The following is a 16,507-nucleotide window of genomic DNA, read 5'->3' on the forward strand; positions in this document are numbered from 1 at the left end:
CGGGGCTCGCCGACTCCACTGCCCTGGTGCACCGTTCGGCGCAAGGGGGCCCGTTACATGCTTCTCATACGCAGGTAGCGCTGGATGTCGGGCGTGATCTGCCGTGCGAGCACGGCGAGGGCGACGACAGCGATGGCCCCGACGACGGACTTCTTCATGAACCTCTCCTCACTTACCGGCCTCACGGGCGGCGGTCCCGACCGCGGGCGCCTGGCTCTCCCGCACGATTTCCTGGATCACACGTACAGCTTCGGGAACTGCGGCGGCCACCGGAGCACTCAGGCCGATGCCTTCCTCTAGTGAGGCGGGCTCGCAGCCGACCACCACGGTGCGGCCGGGAGGTGTCCCGCCCGTCCCGGAGCAGAGGGTCTCCAGCAGGGCCAGGACCGCGTCCGGTGACATGTGGTGGCCGTCGAGCACGGGTCCTTGCGGCGCGATGTCACCGGGCGAGTCGACTTCGATGCGGTAGAGCGTTCCAGGGGCACCGCCGCGGGCGGTGGCGTCGACGAGCACGAGCGTGTCGTATCCGTCGAGCAGTTGGTACGCGAGGTGCACACCCCGTACGCCGATGTCCACGACCTCGACGTGCGCGGGAAGCTGGTGTGTTGCGAGTACGCGCACCGTCTCGACGCCGAATCCGTCGTCGCCGAGAAAGATGTTTCCCACGCCGGCGACGAGCGTGCGAGCGCCCGTCTTGCAGTCCTCGGTCACTCGTCCTCCAGTGGTGCGACCTCGTCGGGCTGGAAGTACAGGAACCGGCCCTGCTCGCGACGGATGTCGGCGCCCGGGTCGCCGTCGACGGTCACCGCCAGATGCACGCCCCCGTCGACGTCGTGCAGCACGGCCTCGACGAGCGCGGTGCGTCCGTGCAGGAACAGGTCCTGGGCGTCGGTGCGGCGCCGTCCCGCGCGCAGGGTCACCCGGCTTCCGGCACTCACCGGCCGGCCATCGACCAAGATCTCGTCGCGGGCCGGGTCCAGGCCTGCGTCACCCTCCGGATCCCACCAGGGAGTCTCGGGCATGACGACATGCGGCTGACCCGGTTCGACGAGAAGGTCCGCTTCGCCTGTCGCGGCCGGGGCAGAGCCTGTTACTTCCCGGAGGGACCGAACCGCGCCGTGCAGGCGTTCCAGCACCTCGGGGGGCATGGACTCGGCCAGGTCGATCACGGCGGCGGCCTTCGGGTCCGTGCCGCGGGCCTCGCGCTTCTCCTGCTCGGTGAGGGCCGCGGTGCGCAGGGCCAGGATCTCGTCGATCTCGGTGGCGTCGTACAGCGCTCCGGGACTTTCGGGGGCGACGGCCGGGTGGTCCTCCAGGATGATCGGCGAGGACAGCACCAGGTCCGCACGGCCCGGCTCGCCGGCGAGGACCGGCCAGGTGTGCAGGTTGCGGCACGAGGCGACAGCGCCTTTGGCCCATTCCGGAGGGTCGGTCATGGAAAGAAACGAGCCTGCGCCGAGGCACAGCAGCAGGTGTGTGGCGACGAGGGAGTGAGGGAGCGCGGCGTCACGGTCGGCGCTCCCGTCAGCCGGGGACCAGGTGCTGGTGTTCTCCACCACGGCGGTCAGCCGGGAGACGCGATAGGGGCCGTCGACTTCGCGCGTGGAGAGACGTACGACTCCGCTGACCTCTTCACACCGGCGGACCAGTCTTCCCACCAGCCGGCCCTCGGCGTCGTGAACCAGTTCGGTCTCCTCGCGCGCGGGGCGGCTGAAGGGGACAGTGATTCCGTCGCCGGCGATCTCGGCCACGGTGGCGGTCACCTCGACGCGTTCCTCCGCTCCCTCGTCCCAGGGAACCAGCACACGGTCCGGGAGCGACAGTTCGTACGCGTCCTCGAACGAGCCGTCCTGGCGGGCCCGTTGCACCGTGCGGCGCTGAGGATGCAGGAAGCGCACCTCGACCGACAAGGTGGCGCCCGTCCTGGGCTCCATCAGACACTCGGTGTGCTGGAAGTCGTGCTCGTCGCAGTCCGCACCCCAGGCCGGCGGGACCAGCACGCCGAACTGCCAGCGCAGCCGGTTCTTGGCCGCCGACGCCCGATACGGATACAGCACGTAGCCCTCGAACAGCACCGCGTCGGCCACCGCGCGGGCGACGGCGAACCGTGACTCGGTCTCCTGGCTGAACACGGCTGTCGTCACGGCGCCGACCTCCCACTGGTCTGGGACGGAGCGTCCGAGGCAGCGGACTCCAGAAGGGCGCGCACCGTCGCCTCCCAGGAGGACAGCGCCCGCCGCGAACGGAACTCCAGCAGGTCGTCCATGGTGTCGCGGGGCAGCCTCACCCAGCCGGTACCCGGGAAGTGCTGGTCGATCATCTCCTGCCACACCTTGACCGGCATGAGGTAGGGGGCTTCGCGGTCCCAGGGCACGGGTTCGACGTGGAAGCCTCCGGCCCCGGTGAACGCGGTCCCGGAAAAGAGCATGAGGAGCGGCACGTCGCCACTCGACAGGGCGTGGAAGTAGCGCGTGGAGGCTACGTCCATGTCGTACGTACAAGGCACGGTCAGGTCGACCTCCGTCTGCCCGGTGAAACTGGGGACCATCAGGGAGATCTGTGCGAACTGCAACGGCTGGAGGGTGCTGCCCCAGCGGGCTCGCCGGCCGAACAGGTCATGCAGCCCGTCGGCCTCTTCGGCGTCGTAGCCGCGCCTGGCCGGTTCGATGCGCATCTGGCAGCGCAGGGCGAGCGCGTGCACGCGTGTCTGCTCGGAAGCGTTGACGCGCAGCCGGAAGACCAGGGTGGGGCCGGCGGCGTACTGGTCGGCGCGGACGCCGACGCAGGAGAACGAGAACTCCGTCATCGGCGGCGCGCCTCCTCCGGTGTTCTGGCCCGCTGCGCGATGTGGTCGAAGAACGCGGTCAGATCGGCGCGGGCCTCCGCCCCGCCGTCGAAGCCCTGCCACAACATGCGCATCCGCCCTACGAGTTCGTAGCAGATGTCGACCGGCACGAGATAGCACTCGGTCCGCTCCTCGACCCGGCGCAGAAGCAGAGCCTCCACGTCGGGTTCGAGCAGTTCGGCCAGACGGCTCTTGCCGAGTGCGGTCTGCCAGGTGGACGGGTCGAGTTCGCTCTCCGTGGCGCCGGCCGGGCTGGGGTAGAGCGCGACCAGTCTGTCCAGCGAGGCGTTGCGGAAGAAGAACGCGACGCTGACCGGGATCTGCAGGAGTTCCCAGACGCCCGGGTCGAGTCGGTGGTCCGGGTCTGTCAGATAGCGGTCCGGGACGGTGCGGAACCTCCCGCCGCCCGCGCCGCTCTGCTCGAAGAGCATGGCGCACGGCGTGCAGGCGCAGGCGAGGGAGCGGTTCTCGGTGTCGACCATGTGCCGGTGGTTGCCGTCGTCGATCGGCGCTCCGCACAGTTCGCATGCCTCGGGCCGGGACATGCGCGGCGCGGCGAACCGCCGGAGCCCCGCTGCCGGCGGACATGTCCGCTTGTGTGGCGTGCTCATGGCGTCTTCGGCGAGGCGGGTGCGCTGCCGAGCGCACCGGAGGGCGGCCGCGAGATCTGCAGCAGAGGAGGTTCCTGCGAGGATGCCGCCCCCTGAATCTCGACCGTCGTCACTTCCGGCGCGAAACAGGAGAGGGCAGCCTCCACCTCCTGCCGGCCGGCCGCCGCGGTGCTCGCGCAGCCGCAGCCCGAGCTCTCCGCGGAGCGCAGGTGCAACGTGCCGGTGGCTTCGTCGAAGCTCAGAAGCTCGACAGGATGGCTGCGCACGCTTCCCAGGGCGCGGGCGATGCGTGTGGAGGTGTCCTCCGGGTGCAGGTCGTGCAGCACCAGCAGGCTGGTGACCAGGGCGTCGTCGAGCAGCGCAGCGAACGGGTCGCCCTTGGCCTTGGGGGCTTCGAGCAGCGAGACCATACGGGCCAGACCTGTGCCGTAGAAGTCCATCAGTACGCGCACCAGTTCCTCGGCCGCGCCGGCGGCCTCGGAGTCACCCTCGGCGGTCAGGTGGTCGATGATTTCTTCGACCCGCCGGCCGGCCTCCTCCGCGTTCGCCGCCGTCCCGCCGGGCGGCCGGGCCGTGGTGGTGGACGCGCTCATCCGGCCAGGCCGCTCAGTCCGGTCGGCACGTGCATCTTCTGCACGGTCTTGCCGCCACCGACGTACATGTGGACACCGCAGGGCAGACAGGGGTCGAAGCTGCGCACCGCCCGCATGATGTCGATGCCCTTGAAGTTCTCCGGGGTGTTCTCCTCGAAGATCGGTGTGTTCTGCACGGCGTCCTCGTACGGGCCCGGGGTCCCGTAGGTGTCCCGGACGCTGGCGTTCCACGGAGTCGGCGGATAGGGATGGTAGTTGGCGATCTTTCCGTCGCGGATCACCATGTGATGGGACAGGACTCCGCGTACCGCCTCGGTGAAGCCGACACCCAGGCCCTCGTCCGGCACCTCGAACTTCTCCCAGGTCTGGGTACGCCCGGCGCGGACCTCCGCCAGGCCCTTCTCGGCGCAGTGCAGCGCGATGGCGGCGGCGTAGGCCTGGAAGTAGGTGCGGGCCCGGTTGCGCTCCAGCGCGTTGCTCCACTTCGGGATCTTCCACTCGAAGCGCGTCTCGGGCTTGGTCATCGTGCGGGGCAGGGTGATGACGACGCTGTTGCCGGTGGCCTTGACGTAGTCGGTGTCGACGAGTCCCGACAGCGCGGTCGACCACAGGCGGGCGATGGGGCCACCGCCGGTGTCGAGCGCCAGGTAGTCCTTGCCGTCGAACCAGCGAGGCGACATCACCCAGCTGTAGTTGCCTTCGAAGTCGCGCTTCTGGGGGGCGGGGATGGTGTGCTGGTTCCAGGGGTGGCGCGGGTCGACCGGATTGCCGAGCGGGTCGTGGGTGACGAACTGCTCCCTGCCCTGCCAGTCCTCGTAGTACGAACTGCCGAGCAGGATACGGATGCCCAGGTTGATCTCGGTGAGGTCGTTGGTGATGAGTTTGCCGTCCACGATGATGCCCGGGGTGACGAACATCTTCCGTCCCCAGTCGGTCATGTTGGCGTACGTGAAGTCGCAGTACTCGGGGTCGTTGAGCGCACCCCAGCAGCCGAGCAGTACGCGGCGGCGTCCTACTTCCTCGTACCCGGGCAGGGCCTCGTAGAAGAAGTCGAACAGGTCGTCGTGCAGGGGAACGACGCGCTTCATGAACTCCACGTAGCGCATGAGGCGGCTCATGTAGTCGGTGAAGAGCTGGACGGACGCGATGGTGCCCACGCCGCCGGGGTAGAGCGTGGAGGGGTGCACATGGCGGCCCTCCATCAGGCAGAACATCTCGCGCGTGTAGCGGCTGACCTGGAGGGCCTCACGGTAGAACTCGCCCTCGATCGGGTTGAGCGAGCGCATGATGTCGGCGATCGTGCGGTAGCCGTGCTCTGCCGCGTGCGGCGCCTCGGTGCGTTCGGCGAGTTCCAGAACGCCGGGATTGGTCTCGCGGACCATCTTCTCGCAGTAGTCGACCCCTACCAGGTTCTCCTGGAAGATGTTGTGGTCGAACATGTACTCGGCGGACTCTCCGAGGTTGATGATCCACTCGGCGAGGTGCGGCGGCTTCACTCCGTACGCCATGTTCTGCGCGTACACCGAGCAGGTGGCGTGGTTGTCGCCGCAGATGCCGCAGATGCGGCTGGTGATGAAGTGCGCGTCACGGGGGTCCTTGCCCCGCATGAAAACGCTGTAGCCGCGGAAGACCGACGACGTGCTGTAGCACTCCGCCACCCGCTTCTGCTTGAAGTCGATCTTGGTGTGGATGCCGAGGCTGCCCACGATCCGGGTGATCGGATCCCAGGACATCTCCACCAGGCCGTTGCTGTCGGTCTTCGTCTTCGGTGCCATCTTCTGTGCAGCGCCCTTCGTCAAGTCTTCGTACGGGAGGTCGGATCACCTGGGACGGCCACCCCGAAGGCGCGCCGTGCGGGACATACACTCACCACGGCGGCCGGTATCCGGTCGTCAACTCGTCGCTCCGCTGACGCCACTTCGGCTCCTTGTCCACGGTCTTGGCCGTGATGGAGCGGAGCTTTCGGATCACCGATCCGTACGCGCCGCTCGCCGCGCTGGACAGCTTGCCGCCGGGCGGCTCGTCCATGAACGGCATGAACTTGTCGGGGAAGCCCGGCATGGTGCAGGCGATGCAGATGCCGCCGACGTTCGGACAGCCGCCGATGCCGTTCATCCAGCCACGCTTGGGCACGTTGCACTTGACGACAGGTCCCCAGCAGCCGAGTTTGACCAGGCACTTGGGCGAGTCGTAGGTGGTGGCGAACTGGCCCTGCTCGTAGTAGCCGGCCCGGTCGCAGCCCTCGTGGACGGTGGCCCCGAACAGCCATGCCGGACGGAGCTTGTCGTCCAGCGGGATCATCGGAGCCGACCCTGCCGCCTGGTAGAGCAGGTAGGTCAGGGTTTCGGAGAAGTTGTCCGGCTGGATCGGGCATCCCGGTACGCACACGATCGGGATGCCCGCCTGGGACTTCCAGTCCCAGCCGAGGTAGTCGGGGACGCCCATGGCACCCGTCGGGTTGCCCGCCATCGCGTGGATGCCGCCGTACGTGGCGCATGTCCCGATGGCGACGACGGCAAGTGCCTTGGGCGCGAGCCGGTCGATCCACTCGCTCGTCGTGATCGGCTGGCCCGTCTCGGGATTGTCACCGAACCCGCACCAGTAACCCTCCGGCTTGATGGCCTCGTTGGGGATGGACCCCTCGACGACCAGGACGAACGGGTCGATCTCGCCGCGCTCCCCCTTGAAGAACCACTCGATGAAGGTGTCCGCGCCACCTACCGGTCCGCATTCGAAGTCGATCAGCGGCCAGTGGACGGCGATCTTCGGCAGGCCGGGAAGCACGCCTTGCACGATCTCCTCGATGCTCGGCTGCATGGCGGCTGTCAGGGCCACGGAGTCACCGTCGCAGCTCAGTCCCGCGTTGATCCAGAGGATGTGAATCGTCGGGGATTCTTCCTCTGCGGGCATACCGGGCACGTCGGAATCGACCACGGTCGGCGTTGCTGCATCCATAGAGATGCCTCCTAGGGGGGAGGTATACAACGAAAGGGCACAAATGGGCCCTCGCATTCCTTGATAGCAGGCACCCGGTCACTGCGCGACGTGGCCGTGCGCAGGCGTGCGCGGACCACCCGGACAGATCACCGACCCGTCGCACCTACGCGGACCAGGTGGGACGGCGTCTCCGCGGGCGGCTGCTTGCGGACAAACGCACGCCGCAACGCGTGGTACGGGGCATCGGGATCCGAAAAGGTGCGGAGCATGCTGGAGAGCTCCGCTTCCCGGTACTGGGACAGCGGCCTGATGGATTCGTCCCGCTCCCGCGTCTGCTTCTTCGCCGCGATGCGCTCCTGCAGCCCGGGGGACTTGGCGAGCCGTACGGCCGAACGGGTCACTTCGCCCGAGAAATCCTGCGGGCAGCACTCGACCAGGCGGTCCACCAAACCCATCCGCGACCCCGCCGACGCGCTCACCGGCAGCGCCTCCTGTGTAAGGCGGTCGGCCGCCTCGGCGCCCACGCGGCGCGGCAGCGTGTAGGTCCAGTACTCGGACCCGTACAGCCCCATCAGACGGTAGTGCGGGTTCAGCACCACGCCCGCACGGCACCACACTTCGTCCGCGGCGAGCGCCAGCATGGCCCCGCCCGCGGCGGCGTTGCCGCCCAGGGCACTGACCACCAACCGGTCGGTGGTGGTCAGGATGGCCTCGACCAGGTCGTTCATCGCGTTGATGTTGGCCCAGGACTCGCCGCCCGGATCGTCGGCCGCGTCAATCACGTTCAGATGGATGCCGTTGGAGAAGAAGTCCCGGGTGCCGCCGAGGACAAGCACCGCAGTGGGTCGCGAGCAGGCGGCCACGTAGGCGTCGAGCAGGCGCCGGCAGTGCGATGTGCTCATGGCGCCGCCCGGGAAGGAGAAGGACAGGAAGCCGACCGCCCCCTCCTCGCGGTAGCGGATGTCGGACCAGGTAGGCCGGTCACCGGACGCGGCAGGCACGAAGGTGCTTTCGGAGAGCTCGGGAAGCCCGGACAGCTCGGGAAGCGCGGGGAGCCGGTCGGCGAGGGCCTGAACCGCAGGCAGTTTGAACGGCCTTGGCTGCCCCGGTCTGCGGCGGGGCCTCAGTTCGGGAATCCACACGGCGCCATCTGCAGTCGCCCGGCAGATCGCGCCGGCTCTGGTGGCGAGCAGTTCCCCGGGGCGCCCCTTCAGCTCATCCTCCGGGTAGCCCCCGTGCAAGTGCCACTCATCGCCCAGGAGTTCGTCCAGCACACCTGGGGACGAGTCGGCGGCGCGCAGCTTGCGCAGCACGGTCTCGGTACTGTCCCGCTGCCAGCGGATGTGCCGCAGGCTCTGGGGGTAGGAGGGGCGGGTTCCTGCCGCCGCCCTGTTCCGCAACTGAGCCTGGGGCTGGGGCGCATGGACGCCCGAGGCGAATCGGTCGACGGCCAGGAGCACCGCGGCCGACGCGGCGTCCGACACCTCGTTCCGGTACAGGTCACTCTTTCCGACCCGAGGCACCGGGAAGCCGACCGATGCCCACACGTCGCCGGCGTCCATCTCCCCGTTGGCCTGGAGCACGGTGACGCCCCAACGGTCCACGCCCGCGTTGACCGCCCAGTCGAGCGAGGAGGGACCCCGGTCACCGACGGGGCCGGGGTGAACGATGAGACATGTGTGCTTCTGCCACACATCCTCGGGGATGGCCCTCTTCAGCATGGGCGCGATGACCAGCTCCGGCTCACAGTCGCGGAGTGCGTCGCGCAGTGCATCGTCACTGAAAGCGAGATGCACGTCCAGGGTGTGGCCTCGGTCCCGCAACTCGGCGTGGACGCGCTGAGTGAGGCTGTTGAACGCGCTCGCCACCAGCAGAATGTGCACGGCAACCTCCCATAGCCCCGGGGCAGCGGCCGGAGCGGGTCCGGCCACCCGCGATCCTCGGACACAGGTCAGGAGCCACACCGAAGCCGGGCCGCGCCGTCACTCCAAAGCGCAGAGGTTGACGACCACTCGGCGCACGTAAGAGTCATCGGCAGCGGGTCAGGACGACCGACCGCTCCTGGGCCCGGCTGGAACCGCACCACAGATGCGCGCCACATACCGGCCCCACCAGCTTCGACAAGCCAATGTAGGAGCGCAGACCCGTAGTTAAGCGGACGATCAAACACTTCCCTCACCCCGCTTCCGGAGATTTCGGTGCCGCCTCACATTCAGGAACGCACCTGAAGCGGTTCTCCGCAGCCACGTGACTGCGCTGCGTCAGAGGGACCCTTCGACGTACGACGCCAGGTTGGCCAGCGAGGAAGCGATCCCGGCCTCATGCGCCGCTCGGTCGATTCCGGGTGGAACGTCCGTGGCAGTGACAGTCACCTCGGTCCCGGCGCGTGTGGCGGTCAGATGCCAGGTCATCGTCATGGTGCCCGCGTACGACGGGTCGTCGGACTCGAACACCGCACTCTGCACCACGCGCTCCGGCGGCACGAGGGCAGCAAACCCGACGTCGACGACATCCGTCGAAGCGGACGTCTTGCCTGGGTTGTCGGCAGCGTCGAGATAGGTGAGAACCATGCGAAACCCGCCACCAGGCCTGGGATCCCACCGCTCCACCCGCCCGCTCATGCCGTCCGGCGGCAGCCAGGCCTCGAGGGACTCCCGGTCCACCAGGGCGCCGTAGACGATCGCCGGAGGCGCCGCGATCATCCGCCTTACGCTGTCAGTCCTACGCATGGGCCCGATTCTAGGAATCGGCAGCGTTGTGCGCGTCGAACAGAGCGGCTGCTTCGGATGAGGGGGCTTGGCCTGCGCGCGGCCTCGCGGCTGGCATCGACGCTGAAGCCCGGAACCGCGTCGTCCGCTCAGGTCACTCGTCCACCTCGAAGGTGGACTCGATCTCGACGGGCGAACGGCGCGGCAGGGCGGCCACCCCGACTGCGGCCCGGACATGGCGGCCTCGCTCCCCCAGGGCCACGACGAGCAGCTCGGAGGCACCGTCCATGACGAGCGGGGTGTCGGCGAAGTCGGGGCCGCACCGCACGAAGCCTGTGAGCCGCAGCGCCCTGAGGCGGTCGAAGTCGCCGTCGCAGGCAAGTCCGGCAATGGCCAGCGCGTTGAGCGCACACAGAGCGGCGGCGTGCTGAGCCTGCGGGACGGTGAGGTCGACGCCGACGATCCCTTCGTACTGGAGCACTCCGTCGCTCGTCGAGGTCTGTCCCGCCACAAGCACCTGGCGGCCGGATCGGACGAAGGGAAGGTAGTTTCCGTTGGGCTTCGGGGGCTCGGGGAGACGGAACCCGCGTTCCTTCAGCCTTGCGTGGATGTCGGACAAGTCTCGTGTCCTTTCGGGCGGTGAGGGCTGGGGCGGTCGCAGGTCACTGCACCAGATACCGGCCACAGTGGCAAAGGCCGATCCGGACTCTCGCCCATATCCGCGGCGTCTTGTCGGTCCTGGGCACGACATACCCCGCTGAGCCCGGCTTCTCTCTGGGACGAGGGGCTGAGCCGCCTCATAGGCGCGGCCTATGCGGGGCATCGATTTTTGGTCGTGGACCCCCACGAGTGTGACCGGCTTCACTGTCCTGCTAGTAGGTGGGCCACCGAACGGGCTCGGTGACCCCACAGACCTGGCCGAGCCGGCATCTGCGAACGCACCGCGCAGGACAGCAAACGCTGTCGCCGCGCCCCGCAGCGTGTGCAGGCGAGCCTCTCCCACCCCGTATGGAGGTTGCAATGACGCACACCCCGCACGAAGCGACACCGATCGCCGCGACAGCTCAGACCAAACCCTGGTACAGGCAGCTCTACATACAGGTGTTGGCCGCGATCGTGATCGGCATCGTGCTGGGGTGGCGGTGGCCTGATCTGGCTACCTCGATGGAACCGATCGGCACCACCTTCATCGCCGCCATGAAAATGCTGATCGCGCCGATCGTCTTCCTGACCATCATCAGCGGCATCGCCGGGGTGGCCGATCTGAAGAAGGTGGGTCTCACCGGTCTCAAGGCCCTCACCTACTTCCAGGTGGGCACAATAGCCGCGCTGGCCACCGGACTTGTCGCCATCAACCTCTTCCGCCTGGGCGACGGCGTCCACGCCGATCCGTCCCGGCTGACCACTTCCGGGGACGCCGGTCAGTACATCCAGCAGGGCGAGCACCAGCAGTGGTGGGAGTTCCTCACCAACCTGGTGCCGCACAGCTTCTTCGGCGCCTTCGTCGAGGGCGACATCCTCCAGGTCATCTTCCTCGCGGTGATTTTCGGCGTCGCCATCAAGTCGGTCGGCAAGGTCGGGGAACCACTCATCGCCGGCGTCAACCGCCTGACCGAGGTGGTCTTCAAGGTCCTGTCCTTCGTGATGAAGGCGGCACCGCTGGGAGCTTTCGGCGCCATGGCCTACGCCATCGGGAAGTTCGGCCTGTCCACGCTGACCAGCCTGGGCTCGCTCATCCTGCTCTTCTACGTCACGTCCATCCTCTTCGTCGTTGTCGTGCTCGGCACGGTGCTGCGCGCTTACGTGAAGCTGAACATCTTCCAGCTCTTCCGCTACTTCAAGGACGAGTTCTTCCTCGTCCTCGGCACCTCCACGGCCGAACCGGCCCTGCCCGGACTGATGCGCAAACTCCAGTTCATGGGTGTCGAACGGTCGACGGTGGGACTGGTGGTGCCGACCGGCTACAGCTTCAACCTCGACGGCGCCGCCATTTACCTCTCCCTCGCCACCCTCTACATCGCCCAGGCCACCGACACCGCGCTCTCGGTGGGACAGCAACTCGGGCTGCTGGCCGTCATGCTGCTCACGTCCAAGGGTGCGGCAGGAGTGGCCGGCGGCGGCTTCATCGCTCTGACTGCCACCCTGTCGACTGTCGGCCACGTACCGGCCGCCGGCATCATGCTGATCTTCGGCATCGACAAGTTCATGTCCGAGTGCCGGGCCCTGGTCAACTTCTACGGCAATGCCGTCGCGACGCTGTTCATAGCCACCTGGGAGAACGGCCTCGATCTGCCGCGCGCCCGGCAGGTGCTGGCGGGCGAGGTCGTGGAAGTCCCAGCTGCGGCGCACCCGGCCGACCACGCGGCCGCGGGCCCGGCGCCCGTAGACCAATCGGACACCGATCCCCACTCCTCGCCCCAGTCAGCGTCGTCCCGCCTCTGACCGTGCCGCCGCCTGTGTCCCGGGTACGGATGCCTGAGCGCTGGGCACCCGTACCCCGGCAGCTTGCGCTGCGACCTGACCGATAGGCTGCGGCTATTGCTTTGTCGTCTACGGGTCGGGGAGGCGCCGTGGACGCCCGGCAACTCGAGTACTTCCTCGCGATCGTGGAGCACGGGGGATTCAGCAAGGCGGCGGCCGCGCTCCATGTCGCGCAGCCCTCCTTGTCGCAGGCGATGGCGAACCTGGAGTCCGATCTGGGTGTCTCCCTCTTCCACCGGCTGGGCCGTGGCGTGGTGCTCAGTGAGGCCGGCGCCGAGCTCCTGGAGCCCAGCCGACGGGTTCTACGGGATCTCAATGCCGTGCGTGAGAAGGCGGCGGCACTGTCGGGGCTGCACGGCGGGACCGTCGAGATAGCGGTCATGCCGTCCCCCGGCATCGAGCCGCTGACCACACTGGTCCAGCGCTTCACCGAGCTGCACCCCTCACTGAGGGTCAGCACGCAGGCCGCGTTCACACCCGAAGAAGTGATCGCTCTCGTGCGCAGCGGCGCCTGTGAACTCGGCCTGCTCGGAGCGGCCAGCCCGGTCGACGTCCCGGGGATCGAAGTCCTGTCCGTCGAGGTCCAGCCGTTCGTCGCCGTCTCCGCGCCGGGAGGGGAGATCCAGGACGCCGTCCCCCTGCGCCCGGAAGACCTCGCCGGGCGCAAGCTCATAGCGTCCCGCCGCGGCAGCCTGATGCGCACCATCGTCGACGACATCACCACCGCCGGAACGGACACCGACATCGTCGCTGTGGTCGACCACCGCACGTCGATCCTCCCGCTCGTTCTGAGCGGTGTGGGCATCGCCGTACTCCCTGCAGCCTGGACGCGCCTTGCCCGCCGGTGCGGAGCCGCCGTCGCACCCATCGAGCCGACCGCGCATCTGCACGTCGCCATGATCAGCCTGCCCGCGCACCTGACCCCCGCCGCCCGCTCGTTCCTGGACCTGACCCGGTCCCTGGCCAGGCAGCGAACCGCCGGGGACCGCGCCGACCTCGCCTGAACGGCCACTGTGTCACCCGGCATACCACCGTCGGGTGGACCGCCGGCCTCTCCTGAACGGCCCCCGTTCCACCCGTCGGACACCGTCGGGTGGTTCACGCTTTCCTGCTGCCCCACCCATCGGCTGCAGCTATGGGTCGTATCGAAAGCAGGTCTTGGACGCGATGCCGGGCCCCTGTGTTGACTCGTGGATGTCCAGCCACGCACCCCATGTGCCCGCTCATCGCCGGAGGCCGTTGTGACCACACCCCAGATATTCAGGATCGCCGCCATTCCCGCCGACGGCGTCGGCGCGGAAGTCGTCGCCGCGGGCCGCGCCGTGCTTGACGCGCTGGCCCAGGACTCGGGCGGCGCCTTCTCCTTCGCCTGGGAGGAGTTCCCCTGGGGGTGCGACTACTACACCAAGACCGGCAAAATGATCGACGACGACGGCCTCGACCGCCTCAAGGACTTCGACGCCATCTACTTCGGCGCCGTCGGCTGGCCCACTGTCCCCGACCACATCAGCCTGTGGGGCCTGCGCCTGAAGATCTGCCAGAGCTTCGACCAGTGGGCCAACGTCCGCCCCGTCCACTTCCTGCCCGGCGTCCAGAGCCCGCTGCGCAAGGCCGACGACACCGACCTCGACTGGGTCGTCGTGCGCGAGAACAGCGAAGGCGAGTACGCCGGCCTGGGCGGACGTAACCTCGCGGGCCGCGGCCCCGGCGGCGAAGTCGCCGTCCAGTCCGCTCTGTTCACCGAAGTCGGATGCGAACGCATCATGCGCTTCGCCTTCGACCTCGCCCGCACCCGCGACCGGCGCAAGGTCTCGAGCGTCACCAAGAGCAACGCCCAGCAGTACGGCATGGTCCTCTGGGACGACGTCTTCAAGCGCGTCGCCGCCGACTACCCCGAAGTGGAGACCGAGAGCGTCCTCGTCGACGCCATGTCGGCGAAGTTCGTCCTGCGCCCCGAGGACCTGTCGGTCGTCGTCGCCTCCAACCTCAACGCGGACATACTCTCCGACCTCGGCAGCGCGCTGGCGGGCAGCCTCGGACTGGCCGCGAGCGCCAACCTCAACCCCGAGCGCCGCTTCCCCAGCATGTTCGAGCCCGTGCACGGCTCGGCGCCGGACATCGCCGGCCAGGGCCTGGCCAACCCGATCGGCGCGGTGGGCAGCGCGGCGCTCATGCTGGACCACCTCGGCCTGCCCGAACAGGCCGCCCGACTGCACCGAGCCATCGAGGCCACGACCGCGGCGGGCATCCTGACCCGCGACGTAGGCGGAACCTCGACCACCGAAGATGTCGTCAAGGCGCTCATCGACGCCCTGAACGACTGACACCCCCATACCGTCCCGGGCCGTTCCATGTTCGCGCCAGCGGCCCGGGACCCCCGTACTCGTCGGTGCGGCCTCCGTTGGCGACCCGGGCTGCTGAAACAGGCCGTTGCCCTGCAGGAGGCGGCACTCAGACTGACCGGGGACAGCAGGCAGGTTCGGCCGGGCGAGTTCACCACCCCCTTCGCGGAAACCCTCGCTGGCCCGTGGGTCGGCGGCGCCAACCCCAAGGCGATGTTCACCGCCATGATGGCGGTCAATCGGCTCCGCGAACTCGGGCTACGACCGGAGTCCGGCGACGCCGACGCTCCCTGGTCCAGGCCCATGCTCCAGAACTCCGAGCCGGGCGGCCAGAGGGACCGACCGATGCGGCTCGGCTGTCGGCGCGCCGCTCGGACAACGCCGACAGCCAGTCTCGACATGCGAGCCATCCAGGAGACAGCATTTGCGAGAGAGTTGGCGCATCTCCAAACGGTCACCGCGACCGGCAGGCAGTGTTCCGTGCGGGCCTGCCCGGCGCCGCGGTGACGCCCGGACTCGTTGTCCCGGCCTGATCCGAACGACAACTCCTGGCGCGTGACGACCGCGCCGTCGTGGACGGGGGCAGGCTGGACACGCCCCGACCTGTCGGGTGAGCGTTCAGGGCGGGTCAGCGTCCCGCGCGCGCCGTGTGGGCCAAGTCCATGTCCGTGGTCTCCGGGGCCAGGAAGTGGGAGACCAGACCGCCGAGCGCGAGCACCGCCGCGCCGACCAGCAGGACGAATCGCGGGCCCACATGTTCCAGCCCCATCGGCAACAGGAACGTACCGATTGCGGCACCCACCCGACTGATCGCTGCCGCGAATCCGACGCCCGTGGTGCGCAGTGCGGTGGGGAAGACCTCCAGCGGGTACACCGCCGTCAGCGCGCTGGACGCCGCGTTGAGGAAGATGAAGAACAGGAAGCCGCCCACCACGACGGGCGTGACGTCCGGCCACATCGCCACCAGGGCGAGGCAGACCGCGGTGATCCAGAACGGAGGGATCAGGAGCTTGCGGCGGCCGATGCGCTCGACCACGAGGCAGCCGAGTGTGACGCCCGCGACCGCGGTGAACGCGTAGACAAGGAGTGCGGCGACCGCGTTGTCGCCCATGTTCAGGGCCTCGAACACCTCGCTCCAGAAGGCGCCGATCGCGAAGTACGGCAGCACGAGCGCCGCCCAGAACGTGCCGGCGAAGACGGTCGCCCGCAGGTGCTTGCGGCTGAACAGCGCCCGGAATCCCCCCTGTTCACCGCTGTCGGCGAGTTCGGCATCCGCGTCGAGCTCGATGCCGTACCGCTCGATGAGCGTTCGGGCCTCCTCGGTGCGGCCCCTGCTGAGGAGCCAGCGTGCCGACTCCGGCACGCCCCCGCGCAGTGCCAGACAGACGACGGCGATGACCGCGCCGCTCGACAGGGACCAGCGCCAGCCGCCGTCCATCTCGGCGAACAGGGCGCCGACCACGGTGGCCAGGGCGTATCCCACGTACCAGCTGATCTCCAGGCTGCCGAGCAGTCGGCCACGGCCCTTGCTGGGCGCGTACTCGGACAGCAGGGGTGCGCCCACCGCGTACTCGCCGCCGATCGCCAGGCCCATCACCAGGCGGATCAGAAAGAGTTGGGTACCGTCCGCCACGAAGAACTGGGCCACCGAGCTGATCAGGAAGATCAGCATGTCGACCATGAAGACGGGGCGGCGCCCGAAGCGGTCGGCGAGCCGGCCGAAGACCGGTCCACCGAAGAAGATGCCGATCAGTGGCGAGGCTCCGACCAGGCCCTGGGCGACCGTGCCCAGGTGCAGGTCCGCGGTGAGCGCGGTCATGGCCATGCCGATGCCGCCGATGACGTAGCCGTCGAGGCCCTGGCCCAGCTGAGTCGCGGTCTTCAGGCGGAAGTGCAGCCGGGCCCGGTCGCGGGGGCTGCCCACCGCGGGCGCGCCGTGGGGGCGTTGGGAGACAGGCGTCATTGCCATGGGGACTCCGTAGGTTGTGGG

At 68.6% G+C, this 16,507-nt stretch carries 15 protein-coding genes; 3 read left to right on the forward strand and 12 right to left on the reverse strand.

Going from position 1 to position 16,507, the window contains the following annotated elements:
- Nucleotides 1–53 precede the first annotated feature (53 nt).
- The 11 genes from ACWFR4_RS31010 to ACWFR4_RS31060 all read right to left on the reverse strand — a co-directional run bounded on the left by ACWFR4_RS31010 (nucleotide 54) and on the right by ACWFR4_RS31060 (nucleotide 10,313).
- Nucleotides 54–158 carry a DUF6893 family small protein gene (locus ACWFR4_RS31010; protein ID WP_453655520.1) on the reverse strand — a complete coding sequence of 35 codons (105 nt, stop codon included), beginning with the start codon at nucleotides 156–158 and terminating at the stop codon, nucleotides 54–56.
- Between the two features lie 10 nt (nucleotides 159–168).
- Nucleotides 169–711, reverse strand: a complete 543-nt coding sequence (locus tag ACWFR4_RS31015) for a hydrogenase maturation protease (RefSeq protein ID WP_453655521.1) — start codon at nucleotides 709–711, stop codon at nucleotides 169–171.
- Nucleotides 708–2,144 (reverse strand): hypothetical protein, encoded by a 1,437-nt coding sequence (locus ACWFR4_RS31020; RefSeq protein ID WP_453655522.1) that lies wholly within the window; start codon nucleotides 2,142–2,144, stop codon nucleotides 708–710. Before ACWFR4_RS31020 ends, ACWFR4_RS31015 begins: the two co-directional genes overlap by 4 nt.
- Entirely contained in the window at nucleotides 2,141–2,806 is a 666-nt protein-coding gene (locus ACWFR4_RS31025) for a DUF6084 family protein (RefSeq protein ID WP_453655523.1), read from the reverse strand. The genes ACWFR4_RS31020 and ACWFR4_RS31025 overlap by 4 nt, the downstream gene beginning before the upstream one ends.
- A complete protein-coding gene (locus ACWFR4_RS31030) occupies nucleotides 2,803–3,456 on the reverse strand; it encodes a DUF5947 family protein (protein ID WP_453655524.1) in 654 nt (217 codons plus the stop codon). The genes ACWFR4_RS31025 and ACWFR4_RS31030 overlap by 4 nt, the downstream gene beginning before the upstream one ends.
- Entirely contained in the window at nucleotides 3,453–4,049 is a 597-nt protein-coding gene (locus ACWFR4_RS31035) for a hypothetical protein (protein ID WP_453655525.1), read from the reverse strand. Before ACWFR4_RS31035 ends, ACWFR4_RS31030 begins: the two co-directional genes overlap by 4 nt.
- Nucleotides 4,046–5,824 (reverse strand): nickel-dependent hydrogenase large subunit, encoded by a 1,779-nt coding sequence (locus ACWFR4_RS31040; protein ID WP_453655526.1) that lies wholly within the window; start codon nucleotides 5,822–5,824, stop codon nucleotides 4,046–4,048. Before ACWFR4_RS31040 ends, ACWFR4_RS31035 begins: the two co-directional genes overlap by 4 nt.
- 91 nt (nucleotides 5,825–5,915) lie before the next feature.
- On the reverse strand, nucleotides 5,916–7,004 hold the full coding sequence (locus tag ACWFR4_RS31045; RefSeq protein WP_453655527.1) for an NADH-quinone oxidoreductase subunit B family protein: 1,089 nt from the start codon (nucleotides 7,002–7,004) through the stop codon (nucleotides 5,916–5,918).
- A 128-nt stretch (nucleotides 7,005–7,132) separates the two neighbouring features.
- Nucleotides 7,133–8,869, reverse strand: coding sequence for an enoyl-CoA hydratase-related protein (locus tag ACWFR4_RS31050; protein WP_453655528.1), 1,737 nt, complete (start codon nucleotides 8,867–8,869; stop codon nucleotides 7,133–7,135).
- A 378-nt stretch (nucleotides 8,870–9,247) separates the two neighbouring features.
- Nucleotides 9,248–9,715: an SRPBCC family protein gene (locus ACWFR4_RS31055; RefSeq protein WP_453469108.1), complete on the reverse strand. Its 468-nt coding sequence runs from the start codon at nucleotides 9,713–9,715 to the stop codon at nucleotides 9,248–9,250.
- Between the two features lie 133 nt (nucleotides 9,716–9,848).
- The gene (locus ACWFR4_RS31060) at nucleotides 9,849–10,313 is read right to left on the reverse strand and encodes a RidA family protein (RefSeq protein WP_453469107.1); all 465 of its coding nucleotides are present in this window, start codon (nucleotides 10,311–10,313) and stop codon (nucleotides 9,849–9,851) included.
- 401 nt (nucleotides 10,314–10,714) lie between these two features.
- Between ACWFR4_RS31060 and dctA the strand changes: the two genes are divergently transcribed.
- From dctA to ACWFR4_RS31075, 3 genes are all read left to right on the forward strand, one after another.
- Nucleotides 10,715–12,136, forward strand: a complete 1,422-nt coding sequence (gene dctA, locus ACWFR4_RS31065; RefSeq protein ID WP_453655529.1) for a C4-dicarboxylate transporter DctA — start codon at nucleotides 10,715–10,717, stop codon at nucleotides 12,134–12,136.
- Nucleotides 12,137–12,264: 128 nt separating this feature from the next.
- Nucleotides 12,265–13,179, forward strand: coding sequence for a LysR family transcriptional regulator (locus ACWFR4_RS31070; protein WP_453469298.1), 915 nt, complete (start codon nucleotides 12,265–12,267; stop codon nucleotides 13,177–13,179).
- Nucleotides 13,180–13,416: 237 nt separating this feature from the next.
- On the forward strand, nucleotides 13,417–14,499 hold the full coding sequence (locus tag ACWFR4_RS31075; RefSeq protein ID WP_453469297.1) for a tartrate dehydrogenase: 1,083 nt from the start codon (nucleotides 13,417–13,419) through the stop codon (nucleotides 14,497–14,499).
- A 646-nt stretch (nucleotides 14,500–15,145) separates the two neighbouring features.
- On the opposite strand, the gene ACWFR4_RS31080 is transcribed toward ACWFR4_RS31075, so the two are convergent.
- On the reverse strand, nucleotides 15,146–16,486 hold the full coding sequence (locus ACWFR4_RS31080; protein WP_453655530.1) for an MFS transporter: 1,341 nt from the start codon (nucleotides 16,484–16,486) through the stop codon (nucleotides 15,146–15,148).
- Between the last annotated feature and the right edge of the window lie 21 nt (nucleotides 16,487–16,507).

This window comes from Streptomyces sp. NPDC055140, assembly GCF_053607285.1.

Coding starts and splice junctions, on each gene's coding strand:
- ACWFR4_RS31080 (WP_453655530.1), bottom strand. CDS start 16,486: ATGGCAATGACGCCTGTCTCCCAACGCCCCCACGGCGCGCCCGCGGTG.
- ACWFR4_RS31035 (WP_453655525.1), bottom strand. CDS start 4,049: ATGAGCGCGTCCACCACCACGGCCCGGCCGCCCGGCGGGACGGCGGCG.
- dctA (WP_453655529.1), top strand. CDS start 10,715: ATGACGCACACCCCGCACGAAGCGACACCGATCGCCGCGACAGCTCAG.
- ACWFR4_RS31045 (WP_453655527.1), bottom strand. CDS start 7,004: ATGGATGCAGCAACGCCGACCGTGGTCGATTCCGACGTGCCCGGTATG.
- ACWFR4_RS31030 (WP_453655524.1), bottom strand. CDS start 3,456: ATGAGCACGCCACACAAGCGGACATGTCCGCCGGCAGCGGGGCTCCGG.
- ACWFR4_RS31055 (WP_453469108.1), bottom strand. CDS start 9,715: ATGCGTAGGACTGACAGCGTAAGGCGGATGATCGCGGCGCCTCCGGCG.
- ACWFR4_RS31010 (WP_453655520.1), bottom strand. CDS start 158: ATGAAGAAGTCCGTCGTCGGGGCCATCGCTGTCGTCGCCCTCGCCGTG.
- ACWFR4_RS31025 (WP_453655523.1), bottom strand. CDS start 2,806: ATGACGGAGTTCTCGTTCTCCTGCGTCGGCGTCCGCGCCGACCAGTAC.
- ACWFR4_RS31040 (WP_453655526.1), bottom strand. CDS start 5,824: ATGGCACCGAAGACGAAGACCGACAGCAACGGCCTGGTGGAGATGTCC.